Source organism: uncultured Thiothrix sp. (assembly GCF_937876535.1).
Classification (GTDB): domain Bacteria; phylum Pseudomonadota; class Gammaproteobacteria; order Thiotrichales; family Thiotrichaceae; genus Thiolinea.
Genome location: NZ_CALFHZ010000007.1, coordinates 104,990 through 119,852, shown reverse-complemented (window position 1 = coordinate 119,852; position 14,863 = coordinate 104,990). Strand labels below are relative to the sequence as shown.

The 14,863-nt window shown below is 43.7% G+C and carries 16 protein-coding genes; 8 read left to right on the top strand and 8 right to left on the bottom strand.

Annotated elements, in window-relative coordinates; translation table 11 throughout:
* Positions 1-48: 48 nt before the first annotated feature.
* The 8 genes from Q0230_RS04105 to Q0230_RS04070 form a co-directional block, all read right to left on the bottom strand.
* A complete protein-coding gene (locus tag Q0230_RS04105; RefSeq protein WP_298608450.1) occupies positions 49-633 on the bottom strand; it encodes a hypothetical protein in 585 nt (194 codons plus the stop codon).
* Positions 634-1,389, bottom strand: coding sequence for a hypothetical protein (locus Q0230_RS04100; protein WP_298608448.1), 756 nt, complete (start codon positions 1,387-1,389; stop codon positions 634-636).
* Between the two features lie 4 nt (positions 1,390-1,393).
* A complete protein-coding gene (locus tag Q0230_RS04095) occupies positions 1,394-2,482 on the bottom strand; it encodes a GSCFA domain-containing protein (protein ID WP_298608446.1) in 1,089 nt (362 codons plus the stop codon).
* Positions 2,483-2,610: 128 nt separating this feature from the next.
* Entirely contained in the window at positions 2,611-2,997 is a 387-nt protein-coding gene (locus Q0230_RS04090; protein ID WP_298608445.1) for a hypothetical protein, read from the bottom strand.
* A gap of 9 nt (positions 2,998-3,006) precedes the next feature.
* Positions 3,007-4,707 carry a vWA domain-containing protein gene (locus Q0230_RS04085; protein WP_298608442.1) on the bottom strand — a complete coding sequence of 567 codons (1,701 nt, stop codon included), beginning with the start codon at positions 4,705-4,707 and terminating at the stop codon, positions 3,007-3,009.
* Positions 4,704-5,387, bottom strand: coding sequence for a hypothetical protein (locus tag Q0230_RS04080; protein ID WP_298608439.1), 684 nt, complete (start codon positions 5,385-5,387; stop codon positions 4,704-4,706). Before Q0230_RS04080 ends, Q0230_RS04085 begins: the two co-directional genes overlap by 4 nt.
* Before the next feature lie 222 nt (positions 5,388-5,609).
* On the bottom strand, positions 5,610-6,068 hold the full coding sequence (gene hpaR, locus Q0230_RS04075; protein ID WP_298608438.1) for a homoprotocatechuate degradation operon regulator HpaR: 459 nt from the start codon (positions 6,066-6,068) through the stop codon (positions 5,610-5,612).
* Complete coding sequence (locus Q0230_RS04070) at positions 6,068-6,916, bottom strand: fumarylacetoacetate hydrolase family protein (RefSeq protein WP_298608437.1); 849 nt, start codon at positions 6,914-6,916, stop codon at positions 6,068-6,070. Before Q0230_RS04070 ends, hpaR begins: the two co-directional genes overlap by 1 nt.
* Before the next feature lie 146 nt (positions 6,917-7,062).
* Between Q0230_RS04070 and hpaE the strand changes: the two genes are divergently transcribed.
* The 8 genes from hpaE (at position 7,063) to Q0230_RS04030 (ending at position 14,778) form a co-directional block, all read left to right on the top strand.
* Positions 7,063-8,583 (top strand): 5-carboxymethyl-2-hydroxymuconate semialdehyde dehydrogenase, encoded by a 1,521-nt coding sequence (hpaE, locus tag Q0230_RS04065; protein WP_298608435.1) that lies wholly within the window; start codon positions 7,063-7,065, stop codon positions 8,581-8,583.
* A gap of 3 nt (positions 8,584-8,586) precedes the next feature.
* Complete coding sequence (gene hpaD, locus Q0230_RS04060; protein ID WP_298608433.1) at positions 8,587-9,438, top strand: 3,4-dihydroxyphenylacetate 2,3-dioxygenase; 852 nt, start codon at positions 8,587-8,589, stop codon at positions 9,436-9,438.
* A 3-nt stretch (positions 9,439-9,441) separates the two neighbouring features.
* Positions 9,442-9,822, top strand: coding sequence for a 5-carboxymethyl-2-hydroxymuconate Delta-isomerase (locus Q0230_RS04055; protein WP_298608431.1), 381 nt, complete (start codon positions 9,442-9,444; stop codon positions 9,820-9,822).
* A 9-nt stretch (positions 9,823-9,831) separates the two neighbouring features.
* Positions 9,832-10,641, top strand: a complete 810-nt coding sequence (hpaH, locus tag Q0230_RS04050) for a 2-oxo-hept-4-ene-1,7-dioate hydratase (protein WP_298608430.1) — start codon at positions 9,832-9,834, stop codon at positions 10,639-10,641.
* A 12-nt stretch (positions 10,642-10,653) separates the two neighbouring features.
* The gene (locus Q0230_RS04045; RefSeq protein WP_298608428.1) at positions 10,654-11,427 is read left to right on the top strand and encodes an HpcH/HpaI aldolase/citrate lyase family protein; all 774 of its coding nucleotides are present in this window, start codon (positions 10,654-10,656) and stop codon (positions 11,425-11,427) included.
* A gap of 114 nt (positions 11,428-11,541) precedes the next feature.
* The gene (locus tag Q0230_RS04040; protein ID WP_298608425.1) at positions 11,542-12,462 is read left to right on the top strand and encodes a cupredoxin family protein; all 921 of its coding nucleotides are present in this window, start codon (positions 11,542-11,544) and stop codon (positions 12,460-12,462) included.
* Positions 12,463-12,573: 111 nt separating this feature from the next.
* A complete protein-coding gene (locus tag Q0230_RS04035; RefSeq protein WP_298608423.1) occupies positions 12,574-13,113 on the top strand; it encodes a hemerythrin domain-containing protein in 540 nt (179 codons plus the stop codon).
* Positions 13,114-13,251: 138 nt separating this feature from the next.
* Positions 13,252-14,778 (top strand): fumarate hydratase, encoded by a 1,527-nt coding sequence (locus Q0230_RS04030; RefSeq protein WP_298608421.1) that lies wholly within the window; start codon positions 13,252-13,254, stop codon positions 14,776-14,778.
* The last annotated feature ends 85 nt before the right edge of the window (positions 14,779-14,863 follow it).

Here is a 14,863-nt window from a genome sequence, read left to right as displayed (position 1 = left end):
TAAATATTCAGTTTTTGTAAAAAATGGATTAGCTAATGTTTCAGTTGGTTAAAATATAAGTATCATCTTAGGATAATTAAATATTTCCTTAAACGCCTTTAGAAAAAAATTATCGAGCATTTCGGCATATAGCAAGTAATTCTGGTAGGCAAAAATACCTTGCTGTAAAGCAAGATTTGAGGTTTTAGGTGTTAGGGAAACTAAAATATGACACTCTGTATTCAGAGCTATATGTTTTATGCTAGGGGTTATTGGTAGGTTTTCAATAAAGTTAGAGAAGGATTCTATTAAAAAGGCATCTGAGAAAAACTGCTTTTTAGCGCATAATAAACTAGAAAGCTCGAGAGATTCGATGATAGGAAAGTCTAAACCGTGAAATGCAAAATAATCATAATTTTTAAGAATGATCCTTGATTCCCCTGTTGTAAAGCGCTGAAAGTTTGCAGCTAATCTACTATTTTCTGGGGCTTCAATGCTTTCAGGGAAAAAACATGCTTCATATAGGGATGTTCCTCCTCCAACAAAAAATGAGGCTTGCACATGAGAGTTACAAGCAGGTTCAGTGTCGATCCAAGCATGTGCTAAGGCGGCTAGATGTGAAGTTCCTATAAAGCAAATCTTTTTCATAGACAATTAGGGATGTAAACTCTTAATGTGTTTAAGAATTTTACTTAAAGCCGCTTTGCCATATTTAGTATTTTTATGCCAATAGTCAGTAACCTTAGCTAAATCTTGCTTGTCATAAGGGTTTAGATATTCAAGCTTGGTAAAATAAGGAGTTGCTAAGGTCTCTTCAGGCTGCTCAATGATTGTTAGAGAAGGATAGTCTAAAAGCTTCCTACAAGACTGGTTAAAAAGGCACTCAAAAAGCTCAGCATATTTTAAATAAGGTACATATTCTTCCGGATGTTTTTCAAGAGCTAAAATGGAGGTTTTGGGAGTTATTGAAACAATGATTGGGGTTTCGATATAAGAACGTATATGTTTAACATAGTTTATAATAGGCGAGCTTTCTATTAAGGTATCTACAACAATTTCTAAGCAAGCCTCTGAAAAAAAGATTTGCTCATCCTCATTCTCTCTAGCCATTTGTTGGCAGAGTGCTGAAATAGCTATAAAGTGATGATCTAGGCTTTGAAAAATAAAGCAGTCGTAGCCCTTTAAGTCAATTGTAGTTTGTTCATTTGCGGATAGTTTGAAATATTCTTCAAGTTCGCTTCCAGCTGGAGCAATAATTTGATCAGGTAAAAACTCAGCTTGATATAAAGAAGTACCTGGCCCTGCAAAAAAGGTCGGTTGAAACTCAGGATATAGGGGTGCAACTCGTTTATGCCAAGCACTCGCCACCGAGCCTAGATGTGAGGTGCCAATGAAACAAAGTTTTTTCATAAATTTATTTTTTAAATGCTTCTAAGAGAGCATCTTCACAAACCTCATCAGAAGATTTTTTGATGGAAGTTTGAGTGTTTGATTGTACTAGAGCTTGTTGAGGAATTTGCTCAGTCTGTGTACCAAAAGCACGCTCTTGGCAGTTGAAAAATGAATTCATTACGAAGTTTACGCCTTGGGGTAAGACATTCCGCATATTTTCTGCATAGAAAACTGCCTTAAAAGGAAAAGCAGAGATAATTTCGTAGGAGGGGAAATAGTCTGTATCCTCTCTAGCTATTTTCAGCTCCCCCGCTACGGCACGTAAAATTGACTTCGAGTGAATAGTCGCAGTTACCACATGTTCATTTGAAGCTGTTGCTGTGAGAGGTACTGGTGACACAGTTAACAAAAAACGCATAGTGGGATTAATAGTTTTAAGTGTGTCTAAAACCGTATTCAGACTTGTATAAACCTCTAAAAATCCAAAGTTTTTGAACTGATGTTGGGATGGATCAAAGTTTCCTGCTAAAGTGCCCGGGCACATTGGGTATACATATTGCCCCCTGCTATTTACCCACGCTTCTGTTAAACCGAGGGTAAAGATAAATAAATCTGTTTTAGCGAGTGAGCGTTTAATCGCTTTTAGCGTACTTTGCCGTGATTTGAGAGCTTCTTCTGCTGATTTGAAGCCATTTGGCTCAATATTAGGGCGGAAAAGATCGTAATAGCGGTTTTCTGGGCTTTGCCAGATTTCTTCAGGCGGGAGCGCTTTGCCTAAACTCCAATCAATCCACTGTTTGAGTAAAGCCACCGTGTAAATATTGCCAGTGCGGAAAGTGAAGATACCATAGTTAAACAAAGTACTTTTTTCTTTGTTCAAGTGCATTAACAGAGGTGCAGGTTCACTATCATGCCAATTATAACCTCTAACTTTTAAAGCCCTTCCAATATGTTGTGCAAAACAAGAGCCTGCTGTAGCAATCGTATCTTGTTTTTTTATCTCAAATTTCGGCTTCCATAAGCCTGTTATTTCTCGAGGCCTACGATTAGCAACCGCTGTTTTCCAGAAAGCCTGGTCGGTTAAAGAGGTATAGGGATTTGATACTGTCATTTTTAGATGAAACAAAGTGCTCTAAGTGTTAATTATTTTAACATCTTATTTTTTAATAGGGCAAAAAGATAAGATCAAGCTTGCTTGACTGAGGTGAGTAATACCTAAAGCTGAGTTGGAGGTTAAATTTAAAATTTAATAATCTCCCAGCCATTAACTTGAGCTTTTCCATCTGACAATAATATCTTTTGTTTAGCTGGGGTATCTGCATAACGAGCCAAACTTTCGGCAGTCATACTGCCGAATGAGGTGCGAAAAATGACTGTTTTTGATTTCAGCTCAGCGAGATCACCTAACATGGCTTTATCAGTGCCAATCAGCAGATTTTTGTAGCGGGCTTTGGCTTGATAGTTGTCGATCCACTCTTGCATAGCAGGGAATTTGGGTTTCATCGCATAGGAAGTATCAGCCACGATCAGGATAGTTTCACGGTGCTGGTTTTGGTACATATGAGCACCTGCCCAAGCCGCTGCTTGAATAAGAGTAAATAACGCAAAAACTTTGATAAACTTCATTTAAGTTACTCACATTTCTGCATTGAGTAGGTTGCCGATGCGATACGAGGCGTTGCCAGTAGTGGATTCAATATAAGCCCCTTCTGCCAAACCTGATAAGGCTTTTAAGTGATCTGACTTGAGTTCATAAGCGATGGTATGGATAGGAATACCAGCAGCCTCTAATAAGCCTTGGACGCTATTAAAGTCAAAGCCCACATTGGTTTCACCATCCGATAGTAAGAAAATAACTTTCTTATATTCGGGATGTTGCTTGCCAAACTGTTCTAATTGATCAACAGCCACCAGTACTGCATTGTTAGTGGCGGTTTTCCCACCCGTCACTAGACTTTCCACTGCACCTGTAAACAATGCTTTTTGTTGAACATTAAAAGGACGAATTTCTAAATCAACATTTACTAAGTCACTATAAGTAATCAAACCAATGGCATTCCCAGAGCTGATTAAATCTGAAGATTCAACTAAGGCTTTTTTCAGGTTTTTAATCCGATCACCTTCTTCCATTGACCCCGAAACATCAGCAATGAATACGGCGGCAATCGGTTTACCACCTGACTTTTTCTGCTTCCATAATTTCTGAGCCTGTCCAATTACTGTGCCATCTTTGATTGTGTAAGCATCTTGATAATCGGCTAATTGTCCGAAACCAAAATTACTCACCGTACTTTGTTGCTGCTCGATAAATTTAGCAAATTGTTGTAACACTTCGCGCTCAGCAGGATCAGCTTCGCTAGTCGCATACAGCGGGCTATCATGCCGTACACCAAATGGCACAAACTGATAGTCATTCATACCGGTGACATTTACCCACGATTGATGCTCCATGACTAAAGCATCTAATACACCGCTACCGACAGCAGCGTCGCGCATTTGCAAGGTGTTTTGGGCAACGAAGGGCACGCCTGCTTGGAAAGCTTCGAAAGCACTAGCCACATCCGGTGAGAGCATCTGACTTTCATCACCTTGAGCAAAGGCGTTTAGAACATTCAGCAGGAAATTTAGGCCAGTACTCGATTGATAAGGGTTGGTATAGCCCATTGCAAAAGAGCCATTACTCACATTGGTCAATAGCTTGGCAATGTCCAATTTACCACTGCTAGTGATCTGATCGATTTTATCTTTCTTAACGACAATACCCGCCACATTCGGAGCAGTTTTGGCAGCAATCGTATCTACTTTAACTCCATTAGCGCCTAGCAACATGCCCCAAAGATAATTACTTGGGGTATAGGCTTCAGGCACATAGCGATTCGCCATGATGTATTGTGCGCCTAAGCCAGAATCCATTTTACGAATCGCAATTTGGGCGACTTTACCATTGCTAATCGTGTGATTTTGTTGGTTAAAGGTTTTAGCCAGCTCTAAATAGAAACCATCACGCCCTTGTCCTGCCTTTTCTGGAGAGGTGAAAATCTCAGCTGCTTCCACTCGATCGCTATCTTGAGCTTCTAAAGTGATGGGGTATTCTTTTAAATCAGGTAGTAGTGATAATAAATTGGTTTGAGTTAGCTGAATATTCGCGCGAATTGTATTTTCATTGTAACTAGGCTGAATTTGATCCTTAACCAGTTTAGCAATTTCTTTAGTAGCTGCCTCGGGAGTGGGCTTCGCATTACCTCCTAAACCAGCAACAGTACTTGAGTCACCACAAGCGACCAGCAAAATAGCACTCAAACTTACAGCAAAGAACGGGGCAGTTATTTTCATCATTTTTTACCTGATCCATTGGCAATCTCAGCAAGAGCTAGTAAACGTGCCAAAGTATCGGTACGTTCAAACTCACTAATCGATTGCATATTGGCTACTTCAACAGCAGTTTCGGTTAAAGCAGAAAAAAGTTGTTTATTCTCATCTAAGAGAGTGGCAATTCGTTCAGATTGCTCTAAATAGCGACTATTTTTTTGGTCGCCACCTGCTTGCAGATTATTCTGAATACTAGACATACTATGTCCAACGGTCACCATATCGGCTAAATTTTGAATAGCCTGATTTTGCACAGTACGTGCAGCGCTTAAATAAGTGAGCGGGCTGGCTTGTTTTCCAAAAAAACGTGATTTCACTACCGCATGATAGTCATCAATAATATCAGTTAGAGCATTGGCTTGACGCACGCCTTCTTTTAAACCTAACTCCTCTAAATCTTTAGTCACACCCTGTAAGCGCTGCATTAATTCTGTATGTTGTTGGTTTTCCCGATTTTTGAGCCATTCAGCGTCATCTGCAAGCGAGTACCCTAGCAAACGATAAAGTAAAGGTACGCTCAACGTAGCGAGAGCCGCTGCAGCGATATACACAGAGTTAAAGACTAAACTACCTTGAAACCACCAGATAAATAGTCCAATCAGTACCAAAGCGAGGATAGCAGCAATTAGGGTATAGTGTTTTATCATGATTTAAAGTGTCTCACGGAACTGCTAGGCTGTCATCAAGACCCCAGATGGGCGTAAGCTTATTAATGGCCTAAATAACTAGAGTATATGAGTTTTCTGCTGAACTGGTACGTTTCTTAATAAATATACACTGTTGAGTGTCGGGGTAAGTTTAGGCTAAAAAGGAGATTTGCGAACCTAGCTAGTTCTATTATGTAGCTTAGTGGCTAAAGAGTTGCAGCCTTAGCTTGTTTCACCCAACGGGCTTTTGTCCGCTTCTTCCAATTTTTCAACTAATTCGTCTAATAATTCATAAAGCAGTTCGAGTTTGCCATAACCAAAGACTTGGGTGATATGTGCGTAACGGGCTTCTGATTCAGGAGCCATCACCTCCACTAGTTCGTGTCCTAATTGATCTAAGCTAATAATGGAGCAACGTTGATCATGGTCTGCAGTACGCCGACTAATCAATTGACGAGCCTCTAAATTTTGCACGATCCTCGATAAGCTAGGCATGAGTAAAAAGCAGCGTTCTGATAAGACCGACATTTCCATGCCTTTAGGGTCATCATATAAGGCTCGCAAAACTCGCCATTGTTGTGGGGATAGATCATGCGCCCGCAAATGCGGAATGAATTTCTTCATCACCGCTTCACGTGCTTTCAATAAAGACATGGGTAAGGAACGCTCAAACGTGCGCATTAAATAATCTCGTCCTCAATGCTATTGCGTAAGACACCCACGCCTTCAACTTCGACTTCGACCACATCGCCCGGAACTAAATAACGGGGTGGGTCAAACCGTGCCCCTGCTCCATTAGGTGTGCCAGTAGCAATAATATCGCCAGGCTTGAGGAGATAAAATTTTGACAAATAATGAATAATATAAGCAAACGGAAACATCATATTCGCAGTGGTATCGTGTTGACGCACTTCGCCATTCACGCGCGTGGTGACGGTCATATTTTCGTAGATTTGGGCATTGAATTTGTCCGCAGTCACCATCCAAGGGCCTAGTGAGCCAGAGTGCACAAAGTTTTTACCTTGGGTTACATTGAATTTGGCATGGCGCACCCAGTCGCGCAGAGTCCCTTCATTCATAATCGTGAGACCCGCAATATGCTGATAAGCCTCTTCTTGACGAATACGCCGTCCGCCTTTACCAATGATAATGACAATCTCACCTTCATAATCTAGCTGATGTGACTCTGGTGGACGGATTAAAGGCGCATGGTGTCCTGTGAGAGAGTCAGGAGTGCGCATGAAAACGCTGGGATAGTTAGACTCTGAGGAATTATCTTTATATTCAGCATTGCGATTTGCGTAATTCACCCCAATACAGATAATTTTTTCTGGATTCGGAATCGGCGGTAATAAACTAATTTCAGACAAGGCAACGCCCACAGGGGAGGGACTCAGGGCTTGTAATTTATTTTGCTCAATCGCTGCTTTTAAACTAGACGCTGTGGAACTACAGTCTAAGACCATATCATCTTCAGTAATGATCCCCCAAGCTTCACGTTGCCCCTGCCGATAAGTCGCTAAACGCATCACTTTCCTCCTTGGATTCTCAAAATTATTTAGTATCAATTTAACTTGTTAAGCTAAAAAAGTCCAATTCATGCAGTTAGCTTGTTAACTTAAACTTAACATGTTATATATTTTCTAGTTTGAACGATTTGAATGAGGAGTTGGGTATGCCTGAGGTACTACTAAAGAATCAAGAGCTAGCGGCGTATTACTTACAGCGTTTCCGTGAACAGCCGACAGGGCATTTCATCCAAGGCGAATGGCTAGTCCCGATCAATGCGGTCACTTTTGATAATCTAACTCCGATTGATAACACGAGCCTGGGTCAAGTTGTGGCCGGTACTATCGCAGATGCTGATCAGGCTTGTGCAGCGGCTCAAGTCGCCTTTCCTGCATGGCGTGATTTAGCAGGCAGTGAGCGGCGCAAAATTCTGCATAAATTTGCTGATTTATTAGTAGCGCGCGCTGAAGAAATCGCTTTAGTTGAAAGCAGTGATTGCGGTCAGCCCTTGCGTTTTATGAAGCAAGCAGCTTTGCGTGGCGCAGAAAATTTCCGTTTCTTTGCGGATAAAGCTGCGGAGGCGAAAGATGGCTTAGCGCTGATGCAAGCTGAGCATACTAATTTCACAGTACGTTCACCCCTAGGGCCGGTAGCCGTTATTACGCCGTGGAATACTCCGTTTATGCTGGCGACTTGGAAGATTGCGCCGGCTTTGGCTGCTGGCTGTACCATTGTGCATAAACCTGCGGAATTTAGCCCTTTAAGTGCGGCTTTATTAGCTGAGATTAGCCAGCAAGCTGGCATTCCGGCGGGTGTGTGGAATATGGTGAATGGCTTCGGTGAATCGGTCGGTAAGCGCTTAACGGAGCATCCAGCGATTAAAGCAGTCGCCTTTGTGGGTGAGACGGTGACGGGTTCTTATATTATGGCGCAAGCCGCGCCCACGCTTAAGCGCTTACACTTAGAATTAGGTGGCAAAAATCCTGTGCTGGTATTTGCAGATGCCGATTTTGAGCGTGCTTTAGATGCTGTGGTCTTTATGATTTATAGTCTGAATGGGCAGCGTTGTACGTCGAGTAGTCGCTTATTAATTCAGGAAAGTATTCGGGAGCGTTTTCTCGCTGCACTGAGTGAACGGGTTAAGCATCTTAAAGTGGGTCATCCTTTAGATCCTGCGACTGAGGTTGGACCTTTAATTCATAGCAGTCATTTGCAAAAAGTATTGAGCTATATGGAGGCCGCCCGTGCTGAGGGTGCGAGGATTGCAGTGGGGGGCGAGCGCTTAACAGGTTTGGGCGCGGGCAATTATGTACAACCCACTTTATTCACTGAAGCAAATAACCAAATGAAGATTGCGCGTGAGGAGATCTTTGGGCCAGTGCTGACAGCGATTAGCTTTCAAGATGAAGCTGAGGCGATTCGCTTAGCGAATGACTCGCCTTATGGTTTGGCTGCTTATGCGTGGACTGAAAATCAAGGCCGAGCCATGCGCTTGGCGCATCAGTTAGAAGCTGGGATGGTGTGGATTAATTCTGAAAATAATCGCAATCTGCCTTCGCCGTTTGGTGGGGTAAAAATGAGTGGGATTGGACGTGATGGAGGCGATTATAGCTTTGAGTTTTATATGGAAACCAAAAATGTCTGCCTCGCACATGGTACGCATCATGTGCCCGTGTTAGGGAGGTGAATCATGGGCGAATTAGCCTTAGCCGCGAAAATTACCCATGTGCCTTCGATGTATTTGTCAGAACTACCGGGGCCGCATTTTGGTTGTCGGCAAGCAGCGATTGATGGTCATCTGGAAATAGGCCGGCGTTGTCGTGAGTTGGGTGTAGATACGATAGTTATTTTCGATACGCATTGGTTAGTCAATTCGGGCTATCACATTAATTGTGCGGAAAAGTTTGAAGGTATTTATACCAGCAATGAACTACCACATTTTATTAAGAATATGCCTTATGCCTATGATGGTAATCCTGAGTTGGGGCTGCTCTTGGCGGAAGCTGCGACCCAAGCGGGCATTCATACGCGTGCACATGATCAAACGACTTTAGCTTTGGAATATGGCTCGTTAGTACCGATGCGTTATATGAACAGTGACCGCCATTTTAAAGTCGTCTCGGTGTCGGCTTTGTGTATGGTGCATCATTTGGTGGATAGCGTAGCTCTTGGTAAAGCGTTCCGTGAGGCGATTGAGCAAGGCTATGCAGGTAAGGTGGCTATTTTCGCTAGTGGCTCACTTTCGCATCGGTTTGCGCAAAATGGTGTATCTGAGCAGTTTTTGCATAAAGTCTGGTCGCCTTTTTTGGAAGTAATAGATCGACGGGTGGTGGAGCTATGGCAAGCAGGCGATTGGCCGACTTTTTGTGGGATGCTGCCTGAATATGCAGATAAATGTCATGGTGAAGGTTTTATGCACGATACCGCGATGCTGCTGGGTGCCTTAGGCTGGGATCAGTATCGCGGCAAGGTTGAAGTGATTACCCCTTATTTTGGTAGCTCCGGCACGGGGCAAATTAATGCAATTTTCCCGCTGGAGTAAGTCATGGCGCATTTCGTATTGGAGTATTCCGATAATATTTCTGCTGAAACTCTGAATCTGCAAAGCTTATTTGCACACTTGCATCAAGCTGCGATGGATACGGGAATTTTTCCCTTAAAAGGAATTCGTAGCCGTGCTTATCCTTGCCATGATTATCGAATGGCAGATGGCAATCCTGAGCATATGTTCGTGCATTTGACGGTGTTATTAGGTGCTGGGCGCAGTTTAGAAGAGCGTGAGCTGGCCGCGAAAAGCTTTTTTAAAGTATTGGAAACGCATTTTGCAAGCTGCTTCGAAACTCGAGGTGTTGCTATGTCTTTTGAAATGAAAGAGTTAGAGCCGGTCTTAAAGTACAATAAAAACACTATTCAAGATTATCTCTAGGAGGCTGCAATGTTGACTTTAAGCCCCGAGCAAATCGCTGCAGCTGCCCAGGATCTCTATCAAGCCGAGTTGGCTGTGCGCCAGATTGATGCGCTGACTTTAAGCTATCCACAGATGACTATGGAGGATGCCTATGCAGTCCAAGCCGCTTGGATGCAAAAAAAATATGCGGATGGTCAGCAGCTCATGGGTTATAAAATTGGCCTGACTTCTCGTGCCATGCAGCGGGTGATGAAGATCAATACCCCTGACTTTGGGGTGCTAACCGATGCTATGCGGATTGATGACGGTAGCGAAATTGAAGCAGCGCGCTTTAATGATCCACGTATTGAGGTCGAGCTAGCTTTTGTCTTAAAAGCACCTTTGCGTGGAGCACAGCTGACGGTGATGGATGTATTGAATGCGACTGATTATGTGATTCCTGCTTTAGAGTTGATTGATGCACGTAGTCATCGTATCCATCCGAAAACCGGCTATGTGCGTACCGTGATGGATACCATTTCGGATAATGCAGCCAATGCTGGGATTATTTTAGGGGGGCGTCCCGTGCGCCCTGATGCAGTGGATTTACGCTGGTGTGGCGCGATTTTGTATCGAAATGCAGTAATTGAAGAAACAGGTTTAGCTGCGGGTGTGTTGAATCATCCTGCCAATGGTATCTGTTGGATCGCTAAGCGTTTTGCCGCACATGGCATTGGTTTAGAGCCGGGGCAAATTTTGCTAGCAGGCTCGTTTACTGCGCCCGTTGCAGTCAAAGCAGGGGACACGATTCATGCCGATTATGGCGCTTTAGGTGGCATTTCCTGCCGTTTTGTTTAAGGAGTTCACTTCATGCAAACGCCCATCAATACCTTTAAACGCGCTTTAGCCGCTGGTCAACAGCAATATGGCTTTTGGCTAGGGTTATGTAGCCCCTTGGCGGCGGAGCTGTGTGCTTACACGGGTTATGATTGGGTGCTGATTGATGGCGAACATGCACCCAATGATTTACAGACTGTATTAGCGCAATTACAAGCGACCGCACCCAGTTCGAGTCATGCCATTGTGCGCTTAGTGGAAGGTAATCAAGCCCTGATTAAGCAATATTTAGATTTAGGCGCACAGACCTTGCTGATTCCCATGATTGAAACTGCAGAGCAAACCCGAGATTTAGTCAAGTTTATGCGTTATCCACCAGCGGGTGTGCGCGGTGTTGGTACGGCTTTAGCACGTGCAGCAGCTTGGAATTTGAATCCAAATTATTTAAAAGAAGCTGAGCAAGAACTGTGTTTAATTATTCAAATTGAAAGTGTAGCTGGGTTAAATAATTTGGATGAAATCTTAAGGGTTGATGGGGTAGATGCAGTCTTTATTGGCCCTGCTGATTTAGCCGGTACGATGGGTTATTTAGGTAATCCGAATCATCCTGAGGTCATAGCTGCTGTGACGACAGCAATTCAAAAAATTAAAGCCGCAGGCAAATCCGTGGGAACATTGGCAGTCAATCCACAAACAGCCTTGCACTATGAGCGTTTGGGTGTGCAGTTTATTGCTTTAGGGGTGGATACTTTGGCTTTAGCCAATACGGCTCGTTCGATTCTGAGTCAACACAAGCAAAATTTATAAGGTCTTGTTTGTCCCTGATAAACTTTAGTTAACTTGCAAACTTGGATACGTGTCTTAGGATAAGGGTTGCCTTAATCTAAATCATTTATATAGCTTAAAACTAAGAGGGTTTGTATGGAGCAACTGGCAAGTTTTCCGCGTCAGCATATTGCAATGGCCTTAAAGTATGGTGGCATTAGTTTTATCGCGGGTTCAGTAAGTCATGGGGTGTTTTCAGGGCAGCGTTCTTTGATCACCGCTGGGATTGGTATAGTTGCTTTTATTTTAGGCATGTGGCTAGAAAATAAAGACAAAGGTGAGCATGGAGCAGTACTGCTTAAGTCGCTGGCAATTAGCACTTTATTAGCCCTTAGTTTAGGTCTGTTTACTGGTAGCTTACAGCATTTTCCTGATTCGCCGAATCGTAGTTTGTGGGCAGTACCCTTAGGATTTGCGGTTTCATTATTGGCTTTGGTTTGGGTCTCGCAACAAACTTGGACTAAGCCTATTAAGCGTTATGCCTTAGGGTCATTTGCTGTGGTCTTAATCGGTTCTGGGCTAGCGTATCAGTATTATTCTAGTAATCCCGCCGCCGTACATGATCATGGGATGGCTCATACTGAGCAGCAAGCTAGTGTTACTCATGATCACGCAGCAGCGAGTCACGATCACACTACTGAAACAGCCATTGGTTTACCCGGAAATACGAATGAAGTAGGACGCACTGTGGTCGTAGATATGGCGGATACCATGCGCTTTAGTCCTGAAACTTTGAGTGTTAAGCAGGGTGAGACAGTGCGGCTTGTAGTGCGTAACACTGGGAATATTCGCCATGAATTAACCCTAGGAACGATTTCAGATTTGAAAGAGCATGCCGCTTTAATGCTCAAGCATCCTAATATGCAACATTCAGATCCAAATATGGTGCAAGTGGATCCGGGTCAAGTGAAAGAAGTGGTCTGGAAATTTAGTAAGGCCGGTGCTGTGGATTTTGCTTGTCTACAACCTGGGCATTTTGCAGCTGGAATGAAGGGTTTAGTACAAGTCACTCAATAAATTCCCTGTATTTTTAGTGGGTCAAGTCTCTGCTTGACCCATGTCAATGGCAGTTTCTAAGCTGAAGTTTATGATGCTTAATTATTATTAAACCTTTTAAGAGCTTTGATCATGAGCAACAGCGATTCCTCTAATCCTTTACAAAACTTTTCGGGCTGCCATGACGGAATTCTCAAGCATATTCAACAGTTAGCTCAACTTGCTAGTTTAGTTGACCAAGATAGTTCTAATCCTCAAGTAAAGACCTTAGCTACAGAGCTAGAGGATTTTTATCATAAAGTGATTCTTAATCATCACCAAGAAGAGGAGCAGGAGCTGTTTACGGCGGTGCGCACGGCTTTGCATCCTGATCCCATCGATTTAGCAGATGCGAAATTACATATTGATCGCTTAACCAATGAACATCGTCAGATCGAAGCATGGTGGCGGAAAATCGAGCCAGCCCTTAAGAAGCTGACTAAGGGGAAAGCAGCGAGTTTAGATAAAGTGATTGTCGAGCAAATTGTGACTAACTATGCAGCGCATGCTTTGTTTGAAGAGGCAGTATTTCTACCTTTAAGTGCGCGTTTATTAGATAAAAATGGCCTGTCTGCTTTGGGTTTGTCTTTGCATATTCGTCATCAAGAGCATTTTATGCCCGCTTATATTTAAGCGCGGCTTACTGCAGGTCTAGGCTTGGGATTCAGCCTTAAAGCTGGATTCCCTCCGTCAAATAGCATAACCTTGTGCACCACACAAATAGAGTCATTGCACCCAGTAAGCCAGACTGATTATCCGACGGAGGACCCTATGACTATCATCAAGCAAGCTGACGTAATTGCCAGTGTAGCCGATGCGCTGCAATATATTTCTTACTATCACCCGAAAGATTTTGTCGATGCCATGTACGCCGCTTGGCAACGTGAAGAGTCTCCTGCGGCTAAAGATGCGATTACCCAGATTCTGGTGAATTCCCGCATGTGCGCTGAAGGCAAGCGCCCGATTTGCCAAGATACCGGCATTGTTACCGTATTCGTGAAAGTCGGCATGAAGGTGCAATGGGAAGGTGAGATGAGTGTCACTGATATGATTAATGAGGGTGTCCGCCAAGCTTATCTCTGGCCAGATAATGTACTGCGCGCATCCATTCTTTCTGACCCAGCCGGTGCACGTAAGAACACCAAAGACAATACTCCAGCCGTGATTCATTATGAAATTGTCCCAGGCGATACCGTATCGATTGATGTGGCGGCTAAAGGTGGTGGCTCTGAAAATAAATCGAAAATGGCGATGCTTAATCCTTCCGATAGCATTGTCGATTGGGTGTTGAAAACGGTACCGACGATGGGCGCGGGTTGGTGTCCACCAGGTATGCTTGGGATTGGCATCGGCGGTACGGCTGAAAAAGCAGCATTGATGGCGAAAGAAGTCTTAATGGAGCCAATTGATATTCAAGAGCTGATTGCTCGCGGCCCGAAAAATCGTATTGAAGAATTACGGATTGAGTTGTATCACAAAGTAAATGAGCTAGGCTTAGGCGCACAAGGTTTAGGTGGCTTAACGACCGTGTTGGATGTGAAGATTATGGATTATCCAACCCATGCTGCTTCTTTACCCGTTTGTATGATTCCAAACTGTGCAGCAACTCGTCATGCGCATTTCACTTTAGATGGTTCTGGCCCCGCTTTCCAAACGCCACCGAGTTTGGATGATTGGCCAGAAATGACTTATGTCGCGGGTGAGAGTTCACGTCGGGTGAATTTGGATACCGTGACCCCAGAAGATGTAAAAACTTGGAAGCCGGGTGAAGTCCTATTGCTTTCAGGAAAAATGTTGACTGGGCGTGATGCCGCGCATAAGCGTATGGTGGATATGCTGAATAAAGGTGAAACTCTGCCAGTTGATTTGAAAGGGCGCTTTATTTACTACGTAGGCCCCGTTGATCCGGTGCGGGATGAAGTGGTAGGCCCTGCAGGTCCAACTACAGCGACCCGGATGGATAAATTCACGCGGCAGATTTTGCAGCAGACAGGTCTATTGGGCATGATCGGTAAATCTGAGCGTGGCCCCGTCGCGATTGATGCGATTAAAGAGTTTAGTGCGGTGTATTTAATGGCGGTTGGTGGTGCTGCTTATTTAGTTTCCAAAGCAATTGTGGGGTCAAAGACACTGGCTTTCCCTGAGTTAGGCATGGAGGCGATTTACGAGTTTGAAGTTAAAGATATGCCGGTAACTGTGGCGGTTGATAGCCAAGGCGAGTCTGTGCATACCACAGGTCCCGCAAAATGGCATCATATTATTGAGCAGAAAATCGCCGCCCATACGTTAAAAAGCTGAACATTGCTAGAAAATTTGATAGGCTAAGTTCATGTTTCATCCCTTGCTCCTTTCTCTGAGCAGGGGATATTTTTTGAGGAAAAGC

Excerpts from the sequence above, each read along its gene's own strand:
- Q0230_RS04045 (WP_298608428.1), top strand. The coding sequence starts at position 10,654 with ATGCAAACGCCCATCAATACCTTTAAACGCGCTTTAGCCGCTGGTCAA.
- Q0230_RS04080 (WP_298608439.1), bottom strand. The coding sequence starts at position 5,387 with ATGATAAAACACTATACCCTAATTGCTGCTATCCTCGCTTTGGTACTG.
- Q0230_RS04070 (WP_298608437.1), bottom strand. The coding sequence starts at position 6,916 with ATGCGTTTAGCGACTTATCGGCAGGGGCAACGTGAAGCTTGGGGGATC.
- Q0230_RS04055 (WP_298608431.1), top strand. The coding sequence starts at position 9,442 with ATGGCGCATTTCGTATTGGAGTATTCCGATAATATTTCTGCTGAAACT.
- hpaR (WP_298608438.1), bottom strand. The coding sequence starts at position 6,068 with ATGCGCACGTTTGAGCGTTCCTTACCCATGTCTTTATTGAAAGCACGT.
- Q0230_RS04095 (WP_298608446.1), bottom strand. The coding sequence starts at position 2,482 with ATGACAGTATCAAATCCCTATACCTCTTTAACCGACCAGGCTTTCTGG.
- hpaE (WP_298608435.1), top strand. The coding sequence starts at position 7,063 with ATGCCTGAGGTACTACTAAAGAATCAAGAGCTAGCGGCGTATTACTTA.
- Q0230_RS04040 (WP_298608425.1), top strand. The coding sequence starts at position 11,542 with ATGGAGCAACTGGCAAGTTTTCCGCGTCAGCATATTGCAATGGCCTTA.
- Q0230_RS04030 (WP_298608421.1), top strand. The coding sequence starts at position 13,252 with ATGACTATCATCAAGCAAGCTGACGTAATTGCCAGTGTAGCCGATGCG.
- hpaD (WP_298608433.1), top strand. The coding sequence starts at position 8,587 with ATGGGCGAATTAGCCTTAGCCGCGAAAATTACCCATGTGCCTTCGATG.
- Q0230_RS04085 (WP_298608442.1), bottom strand. The coding sequence starts at position 4,707 with ATGATGAAAATAACTGCCCCGTTCTTTGCTGTAAGTTTGAGTGCTATT.
- Q0230_RS04090 (WP_298608445.1), bottom strand. The coding sequence starts at position 2,997 with ATGAAGTTTATCAAAGTTTTTGCGTTATTTACTCTTATTCAAGCAGCG.
- hpaH (WP_298608430.1), top strand. The coding sequence starts at position 9,832 with ATGTTGACTTTAAGCCCCGAGCAAATCGCTGCAGCTGCCCAGGATCTC.
- Q0230_RS04100 (WP_298608448.1), bottom strand. The coding sequence starts at position 1,389 with ATGAAAAAACTTTGTTTCATTGGCACCTCACATCTAGGCTCGGTGGCG.
- Q0230_RS04035 (WP_298608423.1), top strand. The coding sequence starts at position 12,574 with ATGAGCAACAGCGATTCCTCTAATCCTTTACAAAACTTTTCGGGCTGC.